The organism is Vibrio sp. L85, assembly GCF_963871815.1.
Lineage (GTDB): Bacteria > Pseudomonadota > Gammaproteobacteria > Enterobacterales > Vibrionaceae > Vibrio > Vibrio harveyi.
On sequence record NZ_CAWMYL010000168.1, the window covers coordinates 183,110 to 202,792 of the forward strand.

General features: G+C 44.5%; 17 protein-coding genes. 4 read left to right on the plus strand and 13 right to left on the minus strand.

All coding sequences use genetic code 11. From position 1 onward, the window contains the following. Positions 1-36: 36 nt before the first annotated feature. Positions 37-1,596 (minus strand): methyl-accepting chemotaxis protein, encoded by a 1,560-nt coding sequence (locus tag AACR11_RS16985; protein ID WP_050582058.1) that lies wholly within the window; start codon positions 1,594-1,596, stop codon positions 37-39. Positions 1,597-2,024: 428 nt separating this feature from the next. Between AACR11_RS16985 and AACR11_RS16990 the strand changes: the two genes are divergently transcribed. Next, positions 2,025-2,597, plus strand: coding sequence for a YceI family protein (locus tag AACR11_RS16990; protein WP_029790750.1), 573 nt, complete (start codon positions 2,025-2,027; stop codon positions 2,595-2,597). Positions 2,598-2,680: 83 nt separating this feature from the next. Here AACR11_RS16990 and AACR11_RS16995 read toward each other — a convergent pair whose 3' ends face one another. The 4 genes from AACR11_RS16995 to AACR11_RS17010 all read right to left on the minus strand — a co-directional run bounded on the left by AACR11_RS16995 (position 2,681) and on the right by AACR11_RS17010 (position 9,579). Continuing rightward, complete coding sequence (locus AACR11_RS16995) at positions 2,681-3,280, minus strand: cytochrome b (RefSeq protein ID WP_005447113.1); 600 nt, start codon at positions 3,278-3,280, stop codon at positions 2,681-2,683. Between the two features lie 135 nt (positions 3,281-3,415). Continuing rightward, positions 3,416-6,304 (minus strand): Ig-like domain-containing protein, encoded by a 2,889-nt coding sequence (locus AACR11_RS17000; RefSeq protein WP_029790748.1) that lies wholly within the window; start codon positions 6,302-6,304, stop codon positions 3,416-3,418. Between the two features lie 766 nt (positions 6,305-7,070). Further along, positions 7,071-8,390, minus strand: a complete 1,320-nt coding sequence (locus tag AACR11_RS17005) for a peptidoglycan DD-metalloendopeptidase family protein (protein WP_017190859.1) — start codon at positions 8,388-8,390, stop codon at positions 7,071-7,073. A 298-nt stretch (positions 8,391-8,688) separates the two neighbouring features. Then, positions 8,689-9,579: a LysR family transcriptional regulator gene (locus AACR11_RS17010; protein WP_029790747.1), complete on the minus strand. Its 891-nt coding sequence runs from the start codon at positions 9,577-9,579 to the stop codon at positions 8,689-8,691. A 116-nt stretch (positions 9,580-9,695) separates the two neighbouring features. Here AACR11_RS17010 and AACR11_RS17015 point away from each other — a divergent pair, with 116 nt between their 5' ends. Next, on the plus strand, positions 9,696-10,121 hold the full coding sequence (locus AACR11_RS17015; protein ID WP_029790745.1) for an ester cyclase: 426 nt from the start codon (positions 9,696-9,698) through the stop codon (positions 10,119-10,121). Between the two features lie 75 nt (positions 10,122-10,196). Here the strand turns inward: AACR11_RS17015 and AACR11_RS17020 are convergent, their stop codons facing one another. From AACR11_RS17020 to AACR11_RS17035, 4 genes are all read right to left on the minus strand, one after another. Further along, positions 10,197-10,757, minus strand: coding sequence for a hypothetical protein (locus AACR11_RS17020; protein WP_009696293.1), 561 nt, complete (start codon positions 10,755-10,757; stop codon positions 10,197-10,199). A 24-nt stretch (positions 10,758-10,781) separates the two neighbouring features. Beyond that, complete coding sequence (locus AACR11_RS17025; RefSeq protein ID WP_079324928.1) at positions 10,782-12,464, minus strand: SpoIIE family protein phosphatase; 1,683 nt, start codon at positions 12,462-12,464, stop codon at positions 10,782-10,784. Positions 12,465-12,485: 21 nt separating this feature from the next. Further along, positions 12,486-12,746 carry a hypothetical protein gene (locus AACR11_RS17030; protein ID WP_005443088.1) on the minus strand — a complete coding sequence of 87 codons (261 nt, stop codon included), beginning with the start codon at positions 12,744-12,746 and terminating at the stop codon, positions 12,486-12,488. A gap of 254 nt (positions 12,747-13,000) precedes the next feature. Then, positions 13,001-13,615 (minus strand): glutathione S-transferase, encoded by a 615-nt coding sequence (locus tag AACR11_RS17035; RefSeq protein WP_079324930.1) that lies wholly within the window; start codon positions 13,613-13,615, stop codon positions 13,001-13,003. Positions 13,616-13,899: 284 nt separating this feature from the next. On the opposite strand from AACR11_RS17035, the gene AACR11_RS17040 reads away from it, so the two are divergent. Together AACR11_RS17040 and AACR11_RS17045 are read left to right on the plus strand one after the other, a co-directional pair. Further along, positions 13,900-14,475 (plus strand): TetR/AcrR family transcriptional regulator, encoded by a 576-nt coding sequence (locus tag AACR11_RS17040; RefSeq protein WP_005375904.1) that lies wholly within the window; start codon positions 13,900-13,902, stop codon positions 14,473-14,475. Position 14,476: 1 nt separating this feature from the next. Further along, positions 14,477-14,881: a PPC domain-containing DNA-binding protein gene (locus AACR11_RS17045; RefSeq protein WP_009704592.1), complete on the plus strand. Its 405-nt coding sequence runs from the start codon at positions 14,477-14,479 to the stop codon at positions 14,879-14,881. Between the two features lie 98 nt (positions 14,882-14,979). Here the strand turns inward: AACR11_RS17045 and nirD are convergent, their stop codons facing one another. The 4 genes from nirD to AACR11_RS17065 are packed head-to-tail and all read right to left on the minus strand — an operon-like array spanning position 14,980 to position 19,659. Then, positions 14,980-15,315 carry a nitrite reductase small subunit NirD gene (nirD, locus tag AACR11_RS17050; RefSeq protein ID WP_029790742.1) on the minus strand — a complete coding sequence of 112 codons (336 nt, stop codon included), beginning with the start codon at positions 15,313-15,315 and terminating at the stop codon, positions 14,980-14,982. Beyond that, the gene (gene nirB, locus AACR11_RS17055; RefSeq protein WP_079324932.1) at positions 15,316-17,835 is read right to left on the minus strand and encodes a nitrite reductase large subunit NirB; all 2,520 of its coding nucleotides are present in this window, start codon (positions 17,833-17,835) and stop codon (positions 15,316-15,318) included. It lies immediately after the preceding gene. Positions 17,836-17,845: 10 nt separating this feature from the next. After that, entirely contained in the window at positions 17,846-18,682 is an 837-nt protein-coding gene (locus AACR11_RS17060; protein ID WP_005450080.1) for an ABC transporter ATP-binding protein, read from the minus strand. A gap of 11 nt (positions 18,683-18,693) precedes the next feature. Further along, positions 18,694-19,659, minus strand: a complete 966-nt coding sequence (locus AACR11_RS17065; RefSeq protein ID WP_009696302.1) for an ABC transporter permease — start codon at positions 19,657-19,659, stop codon at positions 18,694-18,696. Between the last annotated feature and the right edge of the window lie 24 nt (positions 19,660-19,683).

Genomic DNA, 19,683 nt, shown 5'->3' on the forward strand with positions numbered 1-19,683 from the left:
CGACTCGATGGTCGCCTTTTGCATGCTTGTTGTGGGTTAGATTCTGAACGAGCCGACGTAATGATCAAGCGTTTGCGAGAGCTCAGCCAGTTGTTGACTCGATTGCTCTAATTGCTCACTTGCATTTAGACCGAGCTTCACTGAATTGCTCACCGTATCCATGTTCATGTTGATCTCGTTAGCTACCGTCGATTGCTGTTCTGTTGCCGTTGCAACCTGAGTATTAATATCCAGAATGGTCATTACCTGTTTAGAAATCGCTTCTAGTGCTTGTCGAGCTAGCTCCGTCTCCGTAGTTCCTTCTTCGATCAGAGCTTTACTGTTCCCCATCGAATTCACGGCATTTTGCGCTTCGTCTTGCAAGCGTTTGATCATCAGGTCAATCTCATCGGTTGACTGCGCGGTTTTCGTCGCAAGGTTACGCACTTCGTCAGCTACCACAGCAAAACCACGACCTGCATCACCAGCACGAGCGGCCTCAATTGCAGCATTAAGTGCCAATAAGTTCGTCTGTTCTGATATACCTCGAATCACCTCAAGGATTGAACCGATCGATTGAGTATTATCTGCCAAACTTACGATGATGCTGGACGTGCTGTTCATCTCGGTTTCAAGGTTTGTGATTGCCGTAGTGGTCTTTTGCAGCGTCTTGTAGCCTTCTTGCGTTTCATCCGTTGCAGTACTTGCCGCACTCGCTGCACCTGCTGCGTTCGATGCAATTTCGTTAACCGTCGCAATCATTTCATTCATTGACGTCACCACCAGCATGGTTTGCTCGTTTTGCTCCTGCCCACGAGTCAACGCCTGTTGAGATTGCTCACGTAAGGCAATTGCAGAGCCATTCAATGCAACACCAGTGCTCACCACTTGCGAAATAATGCCATGAACCTTTTCGACAAAGACATTAAATGCTGATGAAATCTGAGCCACTTCATCATTACCTTTTGTTGGCAAACGAACAGTCAGATCGCCTTCCCCTTGGGAAATGTCATGCAGTGCATTTTTCAATACAGATAACGGCTGCATTAAGTGGCTTAGCAGAAGTGAAAGTAGTAGCACGCAGAGTACAAATATCACGGTCATTGAACCAAGTTGGTAGCTAATAATACCGTTCGTTGCTTGGCTCACTTCCGTAATTGGAATACCGATATCGAACGTGCCGTAGAGTTGACCATTCACGTAGATTGGAGCCATGATATCGAACACCCACACTTGCTGCACATCCGCGTACCACTTCGAGTATTGCTGCACACCTTTGGTTGCACCCGCCACTGTATAGTCATCTTCGTACTTCTTGTTTAGTTTTTGTTTATCACTGTGTGCAACCGCCGAAACATTGCTATCAATTACAATGGCATAACTTACATCTGAGCGTTGCTTTAACTGGTCAACTAACGCTTGGAGATCTTGGACCGGATGGTTTGAGTTCTCTAAAATGTAACTTGCATTCTCAGCTAAGAACTCAGCCTGAACCTGAGATTTGTGCAAGATGATGTCATCGATTTTCTGACTGGAGATAAAGTAGGTAGACGCCATACTCGCCATGACAGCAATGCCAAACATGGCACAAACGGCTAATAGGATGATTCTTTTCATTATGGTTGTCTCAACGCAAGCGATTAATTTCTATCAACGGGGTTAATTAAGCCAGTGACTTGGCATTACTCTCTTTGCCAACCCATTCTCCCGCGACACTGGTTTTAACTATTCAGTTACGTTATCCGCATCAAATGCAACAACTTTAATAAAATGAACCATTTTTATATCAGTATCACACTTTTATAGAATAACCATGTAAGCCGTGTAGATTTATCAACACCTAAATAAGTCATTGCTAATTAGCAAGTTTCTGACAAACAATACGCTCTCATAATCATTCAAATTGATATTCGAACATCATTAATGCACAGTTAATCACATCGAAAAAATCACCAAAATTAATCGATTTAATTCCTTATTAACTTTTATAAATCCGGGCTAGTATCAAGGGGAACAACCGTTCAACGTATATAAGGCTAATAATAATGAAAAAGACTTTATCCACCCTAAGCATTGCGCTGGCGCTGTTTTCAAGTGCTTCATTTGCTGCTGACAACTACACATTAGATTCAAACTTTTCTTCAGTAAGCTTTGCTACCATCAAGAACCAGTTTGTTGTCGAGCCTGCGACCATCAATGATCTTTCCGGCACGTTAGACAGCAATGGCAAATTTGATGTTGCTATCGATCTAAATAGCATTGAGACAGGTATCCCTATTCGTAACACCCGTCTTAATGAAATCTTCTTTGAATCTGCAAAACACGCACCAGTAAAAGTTATGGGAAAAGTTAATTGGGCTTCTCTGGGTGAAGGCTCACACAAGGTAAAAGTACCTGCTGAAGTAACGCTGTTTGGTAAGACAAAATCCGTTGAGTTTCCGGTTGTTATCCTAAACGCTGGCGATACGGTAATGGTGAGCTCAAGTGCGCCTGTGATTATTGGTGCTGCTGACTTTGGTATTCCTAGTAAGAACTTAACTGACCTCGCGGCAACAGTTGGCGGGATTAAGATTTCTGATCGAGTTCCACTCACTTTGAATCTAACCTTTAAAAAATAGTTAGATTAAGTGGACACAAAGGCTTGGAGGCTCACCAAGCCTTTTTTCTTTCTACACGCCTTCAACCAACCGTACTGTGCGGCTTACGACGACTGACTTTGCTTAGTCACATTAAATGCCATACTCCGCAATACGTCGTTCTTATTCACAAAGTGATGTTTCAACGCTGCTAACGCATGTAGCAACACCAAGCTCGCGAGTGTGGCACAGCCAAAACGGTGAACCATAAAAAAGAACGCATTCACTTCGGCATTAGAAATTGGGTTTGGAATGGTAAACAGCCAAAAGAATGGATACTCATGTTTAAGCATTAGAAAGCCACTAACAAACACTACAAACATCACCAAATAGATAGCGCCATGCGTGAGTTTAGCGATGCTTTTCTGGGTATGAGAAACCGATTTTGGTAACTCTGGGGCTTTACGAAAGAATGACCACCCCCAACGTACAATCAATAACACGGAGGCGATGGTTGCAAACGACATATTGAGCGTAGATAGAACATGGAACACCTGCGGCATATCCATAACGAATAACATGCCGTAGCCTGCAAGCGTTGCATAAATGATAATCACCGCCATAGCCCAATGTAGCCATTTACTGAACGCATCGTAGTGCTGAGTGGAGGTATTTTGGACGCACGGAATCGCTTTCTGGTGCTGACCAGAATCTAATCTCGACATATTGTCACCACTGAATTAGTTTGAGATTTGCATGGGAATACGACGAGAGAAGGCTTTCCCATGATGAAGATTGAAGAAATAACGGAAGGCATTGAGCCTTCCGTCGTTCAAGTAGATTACAAGATGAGGTAGGTACTACTTACTTACATTGATCATGTCGTTAAAGTAGTCAACTTGTTCTGCCATACTCAAACCTTGGTTGTTTGAACCCAACGTCCACATGAAGAAACCACCATAACCGTTATCTTTCTGCCATTTAGCACGGTCTAGGTTGTTCTGACGCGTTTCAACAAAGTTACCACCTGGTGCCCACTGACTGTTGATCGTGTTACCTAAAACAATCTTCGACTTGTCTCCAATATATTCAGCATAGTTCGCCATCGCGACATCGTATAGGAAGTTTCGACCAGCGTCGTATGTCATGACGTTGAAGAAATCAAAGTCATTTTTAGTCGCTTTGAGTAGATCAATGACTTCACCATGATGCGATGAGCGACCAGATGGCTCAACATAAGAACAGTTTTCGAATACGTTTGCATTCATACACTCGACAGGGTCGGCACCTACGTGATAAGTGGTCAGGGACAGCACTTTGGTGTTGCCGACTTTCTCACGGATCAGTTTGATCAATGCCGTTAAGTCTTGGTTCTCTTTGTCTGTGATTCGAGCTGCTTTTTCGAAGTCGAAATCCAACCCATCAATATGCACATAACCAGCTAACTGATACTTGCTGTAATCACAGCTGCCATCTGGTTTTGATGCAAGACACTCACCTTCCATCTCTTCAGGTTTCAGGTTCTTCTTGTACACAGGGAATGGCGTGTGGACCAATTCAACCAATCCAGTCGCGACCGCTTCACGGCTTTGTGGGGTGCTGATCGCCGACCAAATACTTTCGTAAGTTTGCCCCCCGAACGCTACCATCATCGTGACGTTTTCATTGTCATGCTTAAGAGTTGACCAAGCGAGGTACTGCGTTGGCATCCAATCTGGGTTGTAATCCGGCGGTGTGAGCATGCCGTCAGAGATCGTGATATTACCGCTTGAATCCCACTTACCAAATGACAATAGGTAACCGTCTCCTTCTGAGTTGAACAACTGCTCGTAGTCATTTAGACCCCAAGATGTTAGGTAACTGATAGAACGATCTGGGTTATCAACTAAACCGCCACCGCCCGTGCTTTCTTTAACTGTAATGTTAGATGTCGCTGAGGTTTGCTCTTGGCTTGCAGTGTTTACCGCTTTTGCCGTGATCGCATAAGCCCCCTTCTGCGCACCTAGCCATTCATATTCGTATGGCGCTTCGGTGTCTTTGAACAGTTCATTACCATTGGCGATAAAGCTTACAGAAGTAATATCGCCTTCGTAGCTCTTTGCATCCGCTTTGATAGAAATTGCACGACCTTCGAAGTAGCTAGAACCATCGACAGGAGATGAAAGCGAAACCACCAAGTCCTTGTCAGTGATAGCCAAAGAAATTGGCGCAGCTTCTGCACTCGCACCTTGATCATCGAATGCAATAACCGTCAATGTGTATTGACCTTCAACTTGAGCAGGAACCGTGATGGTATAAGTATCGCCCTGTGAAGGTGTGCCTGAGGTTGCTACCACTTGTCCATTCAACTGAACGTCAACGCGAGCAACTTCGGTATCATCCGTTGCATCAACTACCACATCGAATGCTTGGTTTGGTGCGATTTTTTGTCCATCTTGAGGGGACTGAACCTTAACAACTGGCACAGGGTTCGGATCACATTGCCCTACTTCATTCCATGCGTCTTTCCACGCATCAGGATAATCAGGGTGGCCGGTGCCCGGTGTCCAAACCGGATTACCACACCAACCCGCGACGGTACATGAGTAAATATTGCCAATATTCGTGACTTCATCGCCTACTTTGTATGGCACACTATCTTCGTACTGAGGAATATCGCCACAACTTGTGCCCGTGTCTGTGACCGTAATGGTTAGGCTCTTGCGTGAAGTATGCTGCTCGTCATCCTGAGCTTCAGCGCGAAGCGTTGTTGACCCCGCAGTGTGTGCCGTCCAATCACATGAGAAATCTTGAGTCGCTTTCGCGTCTAACTGACATACTTCAGCATCGTTGGCGAAGAATTTGACGGTTGTTAAATCATCATCTGCATCAGAGACATTGGCCGAGATTGTAATGGTGTCACCTTTTTGGTGAGAAGAGCCAGCGTCTGGTGAGATAAACTCAATCACAGGTGGATTTGGTGCAGTAGATTCCGATTCAACCGTTACTTGAACCGTTTGTTCTGTCAGTTTCTTTCCACTCTCATCGAATGCCATGACCGCAATAGATGCTGCGCCAATAGTGTCAGGGAGCCAAGCCTGTTGATACTCTGTCGTGCCTTCTACAACAGGTTGCTCTCCCAACTTGATGTTGTTTACCCAGAACTCTAGTTTGGTTGCACCTTCACCCGCAATATCCGTGATGATGTCTACATTTGTGCCAGTATAAACCACTGAGTTTTGTGCAGGAGCCAAAATATCGAGCGAGAACTCAGGTGGAGGAACGACTTCACCATCCACTTTCACTACCACTGAATTTTCAAACGCATTCAGATCCGTCAACTCTCCACCGAAAGAAATCGTCAGTGCCGCAGATTCTCCAGAAGCAAGCTCGCTATCTACCCAAGATCCTTGCGGAAACTTCAGCGAGACAGAGTTCAGTACACCGTTAGATTGTGTCGTATGAGAGATTTCCCATGACGGATACGAAAGGTGATTTGACGCCCAACCGACGTCATTGATTGCAACAGGCAATACGAACTCAATGACAGCTTCACGCATGTCTGCCGTTTCAGAACCGGTGTTCTTGATATCCAGCTTATAAGTGCTCCAGTATTCACTTTCTGATTGAGCAACCGCATCAGTACTAAACTCCGCAGCCATGGCTTGTGAAATAGGATTCAGTAATAAACCGGAGCAAAGCATTGTAAGCCCTAGCGTGCGATAACCAATGGAGTTTGTCTGCGTAGCACTGCTCTTTCTTAGATACATAATAAAGTCCTTAGTCTTATATTAATTATTTAGGTACTGCACAAAGACCTGCAATTAATGTTTCATTTGTGTTTTGCAAGCACACTTAATTTATAAACAAAAATAACCAAGGCAAAAATTCATTATTGTTTCTGGGATAAATATCAAAACTTATTTCTCTACAACTATTTATCGTTCAATTTATAAACCAATAAGTTATAAATGAAACATCAAAATAAAAGAAAAAGAATAAACTTAATTAGATTATATTAATTTAATCAAAAGCTAGCACTAATCACCGGTCACCACACACTAGAAAAGCAACCAAAAAGAGAATAAAAACCTTTAATAACAAAAAGATAGAATCACCACCCTTTCTTAAAGCACTTTGCTCGCACCAAAAAACAATGAACTAAAAGTCAGCGATTTAAAATCAACAATGAAGATATATTATCCACCCATTGATTGGAATTATAAATTAAACCAAATAATAATGATTTAAAATAAATACACTTGGTAAAATAGGAAATAATAGTAAGCAAAGACAATGGAACTTTATGGAATAAATATCACATATTTATATCGCGTAAAATGAGTTATGCTCCTATAAAAATAGAGTATAAATTCTATTTTTACTGTCATTTAAATGCAATAATTAACCGACTCATCCCATAGGCTTATTCTTCTGATATGCTTTATTTTTCATCTATTTTAAGAACCTAATTCCTAGTTCGCTAAAAACAAAAAAGGCAAGCGAAAATGCTTGCCTTTGATGCTGCTATACCCACTAAGAGGGTTGTTTGTTCTGCATTGTTTGCGCACTACTGGCACTTTGCTCACGAGCAACCAAATCATCAAATTCAGAGACTCTTGCTAAAAAAGCTGGCTTGTCTTTAGTAGAAATGGAACTCGCTAATGGTAAATCCGCTTTCATAGCATCCACTGCACGATTACGTACCAACACTTCGAAATGAAGGTGTGGTCCAGTTAATCGTCCTGTCGCTCCCGACAATGCAATCTTCTGCCCACGCTTAACATGGTCGCCCTTTTTGACGAGAAAACGGCTTAGATGCAAATAACGCGTTTTATAGACACTATTGTGCTCTATCACTAAGTATTTACCCGCATAAGGATGGTTACGAACCGCTATCACCTTGCCATCGCCAGTTGAGTAAACCGGGGAACCAACTGGTGTTGCGAAGTCCGTACCGTTATGCGGAGAGATTCGTCCCGTAACAGGGTGTTTTCGGTAAGGGTTGAATGGAGAGGTAATACGACGGAACTGTTTGTCGATCGGATAACGGTTAAATGCTTGTTCAAGGCTGTTACCTGCTCTGTCATAAAAACGACCGTCCTCCGCTAAGAATGCTTCAACGTCTTTAGCTCGCATTTTGATCGCGATGCCCTGCACTTCTGCATTACCAGTAAAGTGATCATCAAGATATTGTCGATTCACCAATACATGAAAGCTATCACCAGCACGAAGCTCACGAGCAAAATTTACTTTGTCACGTAATACGCGAGTGATGTTAGCAATCTGCGTTGTGGTCAATCCTTGCTTATGCGCAGAAGAAGAAAAACTGCCATTGATCGTGCCTGAGTACATTTCTTCACGCCACTCTCCCGGCTCCTCAATAAAGTCATAAGCAAACGTGCCATCGTCGTTTTGCGTATAGACCGCGCGTTCGACAAGGCTTTCATGGAAAATCACTTGTTTTAGGGTCTTAGTATCTCTATCTACCACGAGCTCAAGGTGGTCGCCTGGTTTGATGGTATCGAGCTTCAGTGACGTTAAGTCAGCTTCAAGAAGCTTTTGAGTGGTGTCGTATGATACCCCCCATGAGGAAAAGATCGTGCTGAGCGTGTCACCAACTTTAACGAAGTAGTGAATACGCGCGATGTTGTCATGCTTTTTGACTTCACGTTCGGGATTTTGAGGTGTTTCATTTGTTTGAGTCTCGTTTTTTTGAGCGCTCTTTAGTTCTGAATAAGGCGTGACCTTAATAGTGATTTCTTCTGGTTTCGTTTCTGCTTGATAGGTGAGATAAGCTGCAAGAGAGAATGCGGTAGCAGCGACAGCAATTAAGGAATAACGAACAAACTTCATAGTACTAGGGTTAACTGAGAATAGTAATTGTTATGTTATAACATCATACAAGCACAATTTAAACGTTACGTATTTGAGAACTTTGTTTCTAAGCTTTGCTATTCTCACTAAACGTCTATTTTGCTTAGATAAACCTTACAACAAAAAAGGGAAAATTATCTTACCCTTCCCTATGATTACCAAATCGTTTTGAAGTTCCATCCTCTTTGATGAATTGAAAAGTAAACAAACTAAACGCACATACCTGATTTCAGCACCGATAAACATAGAGCAACGGATACTCAGAAATGAGCTGACGTTAAGGTACAAAGTACGCTTTTAGCTCTTCGATAAAGACTTTGACCTTTCTCGGTGTGTTAGAGCGTGCTCGATAAAGCGCGTAGACCGTTCTTGTTGGTAATTGGTAGTCTTTCAGTACTTCTATCAATTCGCCCTTACACAACTCATCTTCCGCCAATGCTCTTGGAAGCATCGCAACTCCATAGTTTTGTTTTAGCGCCGTTTTCACTGCCTGTACACTGTTAACGGAAAGAGATGGTGACACCTGCACATCCAGCTCTTTTCCCGCTTTGTTAAATCGCCACACCTTATAATTCTTTAAATTTGGGTCTTCGATAATTCGATGAGAATGCAGATCTCTCGGTTGCAAAAGTGAAGAAGAGGCTTCTAAGTATTGCGGCGAGGCACATATGATATTCCTGTTTTCAGTGATCTTTGTTGCGATCAAATCTGAATCTTGCCTAACCAAACGACCAGATCGAATTGCTACGTCATACCCTTGTGAGGAGATATCATCTAAACCATCATCAAGCAGCAAATTCACTCTTAGCTCCGGATATTTATCACTGAAACCGCAAATAAACGGCATGAGCAAGATTTCTGTCAAACCATTTGGCGCGAGAACATTCAAGGAGCCAGAGATTTCATTACTATCAAACCTCATCGTGTCATTCAGCGCTTCAAGTTGCAAAATCAGAACATGTGCTTCTTGATAATACTGATGACCAGCGTCCGTAAGAGACAGCGCCTTGGTTGAGCGATTCATTAATCGCGTTCCAAGATACGTTTCTAGATCTCTAACATTGCGACTCACGAGAGATTTAGACACTTCTAGTTTCTTAGATGCGCCCGTAAAACTGCCTTCCTCTACGGTGCAAATAAATGATTTAATTAGCGTGATTAAGTTCATCAAAACATTCATTGTTTACTATTTGTTGACAGACTATCGACCTTATCTGATCTATTCAAGCTTCATTTTTTGATTAAAAATCCCAGCAATTCAACAAACAAAGAGAAGATAAATAAATGGAAAGTAAACAAGTCCAAACCATAAGAAATTACTTTAAGATTTGTGTTGACGGTAAGGCAACAGAACGTGTGGGAGAATTTTTCGCTGAAGATGCTCTTATTCACCGCCCTGATTGTGGAAAAACCTTAAAAGGATTAGTCGAATTTGAAGCCAAGTTGAAATCTTGCGTAACTGAACGTTATGAGAGCCTTGAGACAAGCTTTCAACGCATTGTAGAAGCAGAAGATCAAGTGGTTGTCGCCCTGACTCACAAAGCCAAAAATGCAAATACGTGGATGGAGTTCGATGTATCAGGTAAAGACGTTACATGGACAAGCCTCACCTACTTTCGCTTTGACCAAGAAGGTAAAGTGATTGAAGAAATCGTAGAGCGCAACGAGTTAAGCATGGCAACTCAACTTGGGTTAACGATCACACAATAACCAATGCTGTTACGTAAATGTGAGGGCTCACAAATGGAGTCCTCTTTTTACATTCGATCTATAAGATTATTCAGGCTACCACTTCACGATACCCAGCGTGACTTTAACACCGCCGACTAACGTCGAACCACCATAGTCTTTTGCTAGACGCAGCAAAGTGTCATGAAAACCTAAGTTTGGAAAGGCCGCCTCAACTTCTGCGATGGTTTCTTTACTCAACCCTTTACGAACACTGCCTTTGGTCGCATCAATCCAGTCAGCTTTGCGGCATGCTTCAATGACTTTTTGGTGCGGACCTTTGTATGGAGAAATCTTATGGTGCCAATGAATCGCTCCACGCAAAGCATCAGGATCTAAACCCCATTCAAAGTGTTCATTGTCAGCTAACGCTGCAGCCTCTGATGGCTCCAAATAAGCCAACTCATGATCGGTCCACAGTCCGATATCGTGGTACACAAAAGCCGTTTCAACGAGCGGTTCATACCGTTCATCGTTACCTAGAAAATGCATCGCATAGGTGATTGTCCGATATACATGATTTCGATAACCGGGAAAATCGTCACCGATCTGCTCTTTGTATTTAGCAAACAACAATTCGACGCGTGGTCGATCTCGTTTGATTTCTATTTGCGACATGTTTGGTTTCCACGGATAAAGTCTTTAAAGGATTATAGACTTTGTCTTTTCTTCGGGAGTTATCACCACCGTAAAGCAATTGCGCTCCCCTTGATGTGATACAGAAAACGCGTTTGTCATTTGGGCTATGAGCATCAAACCTCGTCCTGAAGGCATCCAACTCTCTTCATCGAATAGATTTGGCGTCTCAATTTGCTTTGAGATGTAACTTTGGAAGGTTTCATCAGAAATGCGATTGCCATAATCAAATACACGCACTTCTATGTTGTGCTGCTCACCTTGTGTTAGTTCGCATTCTAACTCAACCGTTTTTCCGGTTTGTTCTTGATAGGCATGGATGAAAGCATTGTTCATCAACTCAACCACACACAGCTCAAGTGTTTGTGCGACATGAGAAGAAACCAAGTGTTGTTGAAGGAATTCAACCAATTCGAGACTCGCTTGGCGTGAAACTTCTAAAGACGCTTGATAGGATTTCTGGAATACCGAACTTGTCGACTTAACAGCTTGCGATTGTGCACAGCCCAACCATTGCACTTTCAACAAGCTCACATCATCGTCGATTTCTGGTTTTCCTTGCCAGTTTTGCACTTGCTCCAAAACGGCATTGGTTTGTGCCTTTTCTGGCATCGCTTTACTCCCTTCGATGTTGGCTAGCAGTCGGTCAATACCGTAAAGCTCCTCGCCTTGCTTGGCTTCCAATAAGCCATCGGAGAAGAACCAAAGCGCGTCATTAGGCTTGAGTTGGATACTTCCACCTTGGTACATCATCGGCTCCAATGCCCCGACGATGAAGTTGTTGTCGCCAACAAGTTCCAAGCAGTTGTGTTCCGTCTGTTGCCAAACGAATTTAGGGTGCCCTGCTGTGCAATAATTCAGTTCACCGGTTTCGGTGTTCAACACGGCATATTCGATAGTGAAATAGAGTTTGCTGTTTTGCGTTTGCTGGTAGCGTCGATTAAGCCTTTCAATCACAGCAGCAGGCTCACTGATGCGGTATTCGTTGTAGCTCCAGTCTAACGTTATCGACTCCGATTTGTTACGTTGTGACAAAGTTTGTTGAATCGAGAACGCCATTAACGCCGAAGAAATACCGTGCCCGGAAACATCGAAGACATAAAACGCAACGTGTGACTCATCAAGCTCGACATAGCCCAACATGTCCCCACCAATCTTGGTACAAGGGACATAAGTGAAGCTAAATTGTGCCGTGTGAATCTGTTCTTCCACTGGCAACAGTTGTTCCATTAACTCTCCGGCAGAATCCAAATCCTGCTGAATGGTCTGATACGCTAAATCGAGCTCTTGGTTTTTTGTCGTGAGCGTGTTGTGCAGTTCTAAGGTACGAAAGCCCGCACGGATACGCGCTTGTAGTTCCTCTACAGACGTCTTCTTGTCGACAAAGTCATCGGCGCCTGCATCCATGCCTTTGATGATGGATTCTTGATCGTTACGGGAAGAGAGAAGCACAAAGAAGATATAACGGGAAAACGCCGACGATTTAAGCTCACGGCAAAGCTCAATACCACTGATGCCCGGCATCATCAAATCACTGAGGACAAACTGAATGTCAATTCGGTGAGTCAGCACTTCTAACGCAGACTCACCATCTTCAACGGCAATGACCTCGTACCCTTGCTTTTGCAATGCACTGGTCATGTAGAGCAGGACCGTTTTGCTGTCGTCAACCAACAATATGGACTTCATACCTCTCCTTGCCTGTTTGCTTTATTGCAGCACGCTACTCATGGATTGCGCATCTCTGAAACGGCTGTAATCTTCCGCTAAAAGTTGATGTTGATAACGAGTGTAAGACAACGCTTCATTCGAGATGACGATTTGGTTTTCTTTTTCCATCAATTGCCCACGCAGCAACTCGATTTGTTGATGCTGCTGACTGTGGTTTTGATACATGGCAACGAGTCCGCACACAGACGCTACGAGCAACGTACACAACACGCCATTGATGGTTTTACTTCGAACACGCATAACCTCTCCTTGTCGCTTGGTGTCCTTCATTACTTGGTGAAGTCCAATAATGATTGGGACGTCTACAAACTAAGAACTCAAGGTTCCAAAACGCCGTGAGAGCCAATTGATGTTGTTTCATTAACAGAGTTAATTATAGGAGAAAGGTAGAAAAAGAAGAGAAAACCTGAAGAAATTGAAGATCTTTGCGCTTAAAACGACAAAAAGCAGCAAGTCTACAAAAGACTTGCTGCTTAGAAAATTCACGCTAGAAGTTAGCCTTGAAACGCTTCACGCACCGATACTTGTTCAAACCAACGAGCAATATTTGGATAAGTTTCGAACACTTCAATACTCAAACCATTTACGGCAAAACCAACAAAAATGTAGCCGGTAATGTCTACGATGGTGAAGTTGTCCGTAGCGATGTGCTCACTTTCTGACAAGCGTTTGTCGAGAATTGGTAAGAATTCTAATACGCGAGATTTCGACTCGTCACCCCACGCAGCCACACAGTTTTCACGGTCTTGGTAAATTGCTGTGATATTGCGAAACGCCTGAAAAGCCGTGTACAAGCCTTGGAATTCGACAACGCGATGCCACATTTCCACCTGAGCACGTTCGAGTTGGTTAGCACCAAAAAGCGCCAGATCATTTTCAAACTCTTCATCTAGGTAACGACAAATCGCCACGCTTTCACAGATCGTCGTACCATCATCCAGTTCCAGTAGAGGCACTTTGCCGTTCACGCTTTTCGATTTAAACGGTTCAGATAGGTTATCGCCCTCACGAACGTTCAGCGCAATTCGCTCAACCTCGCCACCGATTTCCTTTAGAAAAATGCTAACTCGCTTACAACTTGGAGTCATTGCGGTTTCATAGAGCTTCATTTCACATCCTTTTATCTTTTTCTAACCGATTGGTTAGGATATACTGTAGCCAGTTTATAAACGATCAGTCAAGAACTTCACTATCAAAAATTTTCAAACAGTTGTGGGTCTGTTTGCTGAGCGAGATTTTTGATGCCGTTTGTGAGTTCACATGAATTTGGAGGCTGATACCCAAGAATAGATGGGTATTCATCATATTGGTTCAGTTCGAACGCTAGAGGTTCTCTGTACCATCCCTCCAAAGCAATTTAATTACCCGATAAGCAGACCCAGGCAGGTAATTTATGGCAAGAAAAGCCAACTTCGACCGTGATGAAAAGCTTCTCGTGGCTATGGATGTGTTTTGGCGCAAGGGCTTTGCGAACACGTCCATCTCGGATCTCACCGACGAGTTGAACATCAACCGCTTCAGTCTTTATAACACCTATGGTGACAAGCAACAGCTCTACTACGAAGCGCTCGATACTTACTTAAAAAAGGTCTCGCTACCGTCACTCAATGATTTGGAAAAAGACGACGCGTCTTTACCTGAGTTGGAATCGTTCCTTAAATCTTTTGCTGAACTGCAACGCAAACGCAACTGTGGGTGTTTTATCCAAAATGCGTTGATTGAGCACGCAGGTGAAGACGATGATGTACTGCGTAAAGGGCATTTCTTATTTGACCATCTTATCGACATCATTGCGGATGCGCTGACCAATGCGCAAAAGGAAACCTTAGTGCCAAAAACGCTTAAACCAGAAGAGCTTGCTCGTTTTGTTCTCAACAACATGCAAGGTATGCGTGTACTTGGCAAAGCTAAACGTTATGCCGACTTGGATACGGCGCTTTCCTGCTTACTGGTTTTGATTAGGAAATAACATGTCGATTGAAGTGATAGCAGTACGTCTTACCAAAGGCATGGACTTAAAGCTGAGCCTAGCGAAATTGGTCGAGCAGCATGGTATCAAAGCAGGCTCGATTGCCTCATGCGTTGGCTGTATCTCTGACCTCAACCTTCGTTTGGCAGGTGCAGAGAGTACGTTAACCAAACAAGAGCCATTTGAAATCGTCTCTGTGATGGGAACCCTAACGCCTGAACATCAACACGTTCATATCTCGGTGTCTGATCGTGAAGGACGAGTTTGGGGTGGGCATTTGCTGGAAGGCACAGTGATTGATACTACCGCAGAATTGATCATCCATTCTTACTCAGAACTTGAGTTCACTAGAGCGATGGACGACTCGACTGGCTATACCGAACTACAAGTGAATCCTTCCAAATAGTAAAAAGCTCCAGAACCATACTGTGGTGTCTCTGGAGCTTTATTCGCATGTCTCTCACGCGAAGAATTCACTCATATCGAGCAAGCTAACTTCGGAGATCATTCTTCGACTAAATAACAAACCTGATTATCGTCGACCGTTACTTGCCAAGTTTTTAGACAGTACGCTTCATCTTCCAAACACTGCCCACTCTTTAAACTGAAATGCTGTTTGTACAGTGGTGATGCAACACACATCTCACCATCGATATCACCGACAATCCCTCGACTCATCACATAAGCCTTACCAATTGGGTCCCAATCTTGAACGGCGTAAACACCGTTATCAGGAATGTAGAATAACGCCACATGCTCGCCTTCAATCAATACAGTGGCACCGATAAACGGCATTAAGTCATCAAGCTGACACAATTTCACTTTGGTTGAAGCTGCCATTTACACCTCCTGTTTCACGGGAATACGCTGACCGCGCACACGTTGGTACGGCAAGACTTTGCTGCCTGACGTGCTGTTCAAGAAAGGACGGAAGCGTTGCAGTTTTTGAGGATTATCCAGCGTACTCTTCCACTCACATTGATAGGTATCTACGACGCGCGCCATTTGCTCATCCAATGAATCACATAGGTTGAGAGAGTCATCCAAAATCACTTGTTTAAGGTAATCTAAGCCCCCTTCCATATTCTCCATCCACACCGACGTACGCTGCAAACGATCTGCGGTGCTGACGTAGAACATCAATACTCGGTCGATCATGGTGATCAATTCTGATTTGGATAGGTCGGATGCAAACAAATCAGCGTGTCGTGGTCTCATGCCACCATTACCACAAACGTATAGATTCCAGCCGTTTTCGGTGGCGATCACCCCAATGTCTTTACTTTGCGCTTCTGCACACTCGCGAGTACAGCCCGATACGGCAAACTTAAGCTTATGGGGCGCTCGCAATCCTTTGTAGCGGTTCTCTAGCTCAATGGCTAATCCAACTGAATCATCAACACCATAACGACACCAAGTAGAACCCACACAAGATTTCACGGTGCGGACCGACTTGCCGTAGGCGTGCCCTGTTTCAAAACCAGCATCAATTAAGGTTTGCCAGATTTCAGGAAGCTGTTCTAACTGCGCGCCAAATAAATCCACGCGCTGACCGCCGGTGATCTTGGTGTACAAATCATATTGCTGCGCAACTTCGCCTAGCACGATAAGTTTATCTGGTGTAATTTCGCCGCCCGGAACACGAGGTACAATTGAGTAAGAGCCGTCTTTTTGCAGGTTTGCCATAAAGGCATCATTAGAATCTTGCAGAGATTGATGTTGAGGCTCCATGATGTGTTCATTCCACAAAGAAGCGAACACAGATGCCGCTGTCGGCTTACAGATATCACACCCATGCCCTTTGCCATGCAGTGCAATTAAGGTGTCGAAGTCTTTGATTTGTTCCACTTGGCAAATATGGAACATCTCTTGGCGACTGAGCTCAAAGTGCTCACAAAGGTGGTTGTTAACCTCTACCCCCATGGCTGCCAGTTGAGTATCCAATACCGACTTGACCATATTGCTACAGCCACCACAGCCAGTACCGGCTTTGGTGTTGGCTTTAAGATCTGTCAGGTTAGTAGTGCCAGCTTGAATCTCGGCAACTAAGTCGCCTTTTGTGACGTTGTGACAAGAGCAGATGATGGCGCTGTCTGGCATCTCTCCATCCAGCATTCCGGTATCAAACAGCAGATTCGCCGCGTGGTCTGGCAAGACAGTTTTGTTCAAATAACACTGTAAGAGCGCATCGTAGTCACTGTTGTCACCGACGAGAATCGCACCAAGTAATTGGGTGCCGCTCGCATCAACCACCAGCTTTTTGTAGATGCCTGCGACCGCATCTTGCAAGACCATTTCTTGAGCGCCTTCGGTTTGCATTTGTGCATCGCCGATAGACGCCACATCTACCCCAAGTAGTTTGAGTTTGGTGCTCATGTCAGCACCTTTAAAACCTTCGCTCGGCATACCAGTCAAAACATCGGCAGTGGTTCTCGCCATGGTGTAACCGGGAGCGACCAAACCAAAGATCTTCTGTTCCCACAGCGCACATTCGCCAATCGCGTATATGTTCTCATCGCTGGTTTGGCATTGGTTATTAATCACAATGCCGCCTCGCTCGCCTACTTCTAGCTCAGCCAGCCTTGCCAACTCATCTTGAGGGCGAATACCTGCGGAGAAGACAATCACATCCACTTCGAGAGGATCTTTGTCTTTAAACACCATACGATGCTTAGCCGTTTCACCATCGCAGATTCGTTCCGTCCCCGTCGTGGTGTGAACGGTTAGCCCTAGCGCTTCAATCTTCTCTTTTAGCACTAAGCCAGCACCATCATCTAACTGTACAGGCATCAGGCGAGGCGCAAATTCAATGACGTGAGTTTCTAACCCCAATAGTTTGAGTGCGTTTGCCGCTTCTAAACCCAATAAGCCACCGCCAATCACTGCACCTGTTCTTGCACCTTCACATGCCTTCTTGATTTGTGAAAGGTCATCAAGCGTACGGTAGACAAACACGCTGTCGCGGTCTTTACCTTCAATTGGCGGCACAAATGGGTACGAGCCGGTCGCGAGCACGAGTTGGTCGTAACCCAGCACATCTTCACCATCAAGCAGAATGCGCTTTTGCTCTCTGTCGATGCCTGTTACTTGACTGCCAAGTACGAGTTGGATGCCATGCATGTCGTACCATTCTTGGGTACTCAGCATCAAATCATCATGAGAGTTACCCGCAAACAAAGAGGACAACTGTACACGGTCATATGCGATAAAACGCTCTGCACCAATCACGGTAATTCGGTGCTCCAAATGCGCGTTTTTCTGCACTAATTGCTCGACAAGGTGTTGCCCGACCATACCGTTGCCTACCACAACGATGTGGCTCAATGCGTTCTTTACTGGGATCGTTAAAGGACTGTTCATTGCTGCCTCCTTATGCCGTTTGCGCTGCGGTTTTGGGTTTGTCTTCTTTCGAAGCAGGAATCTCGACTTTGGATTGCTTCTCGTAAAGGAACTTCAGCACTGCTTGCCGACACTTCTGATACTGCGCATCATCCGCCAGTGCGACACGCTCACGAGGGCGAGGTAGGTTCACTTCTAACACTTCACCAATGGTTGCTGCCGGTCCGTTGGTCATCATCACGATTTTGTCGGATAGCAGCACCGCTTCATCCACATCGTGAGTAATCATGATCACGGTGTTGTTTAGCTCGGCTTGGATCTTCATCAGTGCATCCTGCAAATGCGCACGTGTTAACGCATCCAACGCACCAAATGGCTCATCCATCAATAAAACCTTTGGTTGAAGTGCCAATGCTCTCGCGATGCCGACTCGCTGCTTCATACCGCCCGAGATTTCATCCGGCTTTTTGTGCGCAGCATGCTGCATTTGAATCAACTCCAAATAGTGGTTCACTTGTTCCTGAATCCACGCTTTGCCCTTTTTGCCGGCAATTTGTTTTACTGCAAGCTCAACGTTTTGATACACGGTTAACCAAGGCAATAATGAATGGTTTTGGAACACCACTGCGCGGTCAGGTCCCGGTCCAGCTACTTCTCGTCCATCGACGATCACGCCGCCGTCTGTTGGCATGTGCAGACCCGCGACTAAGTTCAATACCGTTGATTTGCCACAGCCAGAGTGACCAATCAGCGATACAAACTCGCCTTTATTGATTTGTAAATCTACGTTCTTAAGCGCGATAAACTCGCCATCTGGCGTTGGGAATCGCATCCCTAAACGCGTTAGATCTAATAATGCTTTTTCCATGATCGTTTCCCTTATCTCAACGCTTGTTGTTTATTCCAAGACAGCCATTTTTGAAGTTGCAGCATGCCTCTATCGAGCATCAAACCGATAAAACCAATAGTGATGACTGCCACCATGATGCGCCCCAATGATGCTGAACTGCCGTTCTGGAACTCATCCCAAACGAACTTGCCTAACCCTGGGTTCTGAGCGAGCATTTCTGCCGCAATCAACACCATCCAAGCGATACCTAAAGAGAGACGTAAACCGGTGAAGATCATTGGAATGGCAGAAGGTAAAACGATGGTACGAATGTGCTGCCACCACGAAAGTTGAAGCACTTTGCTCACGTTGATTAAGTCTTTATCAACGCTCGTTACACCCACAGCGGTATTAATCAACGTCGGCCATAAGCTACATAGCGCTACTGTGATCAGAGAGTTAATGAACGACTTAGCAAACATCGGGTCATCACTCACATAAGTGGCACTTACAACCATGGTAACGATGGGTAGCCAAGCTAAAGGTGAAACAGGCTTAAGCAATTGAATGATTGGGTTGAACGCTTGATACAGCCCTTGATTAAGACCAAGCACGATGCCAAGCGGAATCGCGACAACCGTCGCCAGCAAAAAGCCCGCAGTTACGGTCACTAAGCTTGTTATGATTTGGTCGAAAAACGTCGGTTTACCTGTGTAGGGACGAATCTTCACTTCCGCGTCCGGATTCTTGGCTAACTTCGCAGCATTGCGTTTTTCCTGACGCTCGATAAAAGCTTGTTCCTTTTCTCGTTCTTGCCAATGGTCATCGATAAGGTTGCTGAACTGCTGAAAAGTTTGCACTGGTCCCGGTAGCGTACCTAATGAGGTTTGCACTTCTCTCGCCGCTAAGTGCCACATTGCCAAAAAGATCAGCAAGCCAATGACGGGCAAAAGCACCAGCCGACTTCGGTTCACTACCTGCTTAGCAGGAAAAAGGGAAATGACATTACTAGACATACTCACTCCTAAGAAATTTACATC

What these genes read in the sequence shown, in the direction of transcription:
- AACR11_RS16995 (WP_005447113.1), bottom strand. Translation starts at nt 3,280, where the DNA reads ATGTCGAGATTAGATTCTGGTCAGCACCAGAAAGCGATTCCGTGCGTC.
- nirB (WP_079324932.1), bottom strand. Translation starts at nt 17,835, where the DNA reads ATGAACAGTCCTTTAACGATCCCAGTAAAGAACGCATTGAGCCACATC.
- AACR11_RS16990 (WP_029790750.1), top strand. Translation starts at nt 2,025, where the DNA reads ATGAAAAAGACTTTATCCACCCTAAGCATTGCGCTGGCGCTGTTTTCA.
- AACR11_RS17035 (WP_079324930.1), bottom strand. Translation starts at nt 13,615, where the DNA reads ATGAAGCTCTATGAAACCGCAATGACTCCAAGTTGTAAGCGAGTTAGC.
- AACR11_RS17045 (WP_009704592.1), top strand. Translation starts at nt 14,477, where the DNA reads ATGTCGATTGAAGTGATAGCAGTACGTCTTACCAAAGGCATGGACTTA.
- AACR11_RS17025 (WP_079324928.1), bottom strand. Translation starts at nt 12,464, where the DNA reads ATGAAGTCCATATTGTTGGTTGACGACAGCAAAACGGTCCTGCTCTAC.
- AACR11_RS17000 (WP_029790748.1), bottom strand. Translation starts at nt 6,304, where the DNA reads ATGTATCTAAGAAAGAGCAGTGCTACGCAGACAAACTCCATTGGTTAT.
- nirD (WP_029790742.1), bottom strand. Translation starts at nt 15,315, where the DNA reads ATGGCAGCTTCAACCAAAGTGAAATTGTGTCAGCTTGATGACTTAATG.
- AACR11_RS17065 (WP_009696302.1), bottom strand. Translation starts at nt 19,659, where the DNA reads ATGTCTAGTAATGTCATTTCCCTTTTTCCTGCTAAGCAGGTAGTGAAC.
- AACR11_RS17005 (WP_017190859.1), bottom strand. Translation starts at nt 8,390, where the DNA reads ATGAAGTTTGTTCGTTATTCCTTAATTGCTGTCGCTGCTACCGCATTC.
- AACR11_RS17040 (WP_005375904.1), top strand. Translation starts at nt 13,900, where the DNA reads ATGGCAAGAAAAGCCAACTTCGACCGTGATGAAAAGCTTCTCGTGGCT.
- AACR11_RS17015 (WP_029790745.1), top strand. Translation starts at nt 9,696, where the DNA reads ATGGAAAGTAAACAAGTCCAAACCATAAGAAATTACTTTAAGATTTGT.
- AACR11_RS17020 (WP_009696293.1), bottom strand. Translation starts at nt 10,757, where the DNA reads ATGTCGCAAATAGAAATCAAACGAGATCGACCACGCGTCGAATTGTTG.
- AACR11_RS17010 (WP_029790747.1), bottom strand. Translation starts at nt 9,579, where the DNA reads ATGAACTTAATCACGCTAATTAAATCATTTATTTGCACCGTAGAGGAA.
- AACR11_RS16985 (WP_050582058.1), bottom strand. Translation starts at nt 1,596, where the DNA reads ATGAAAAGAATCATCCTATTAGCCGTTTGTGCCATGTTTGGCATTGCT.
- AACR11_RS17030 (WP_005443088.1), bottom strand. Translation starts at nt 12,746, where the DNA reads ATGCGTGTTCGAAGTAAAACCATCAATGGCGTGTTGTGTACGTTGCTC.
- AACR11_RS17060 (WP_005450080.1), bottom strand. Translation starts at nt 18,682, where the DNA reads ATGGAAAAAGCATTATTAGATCTAACGCGTTTAGGGATGCGATTCCCA.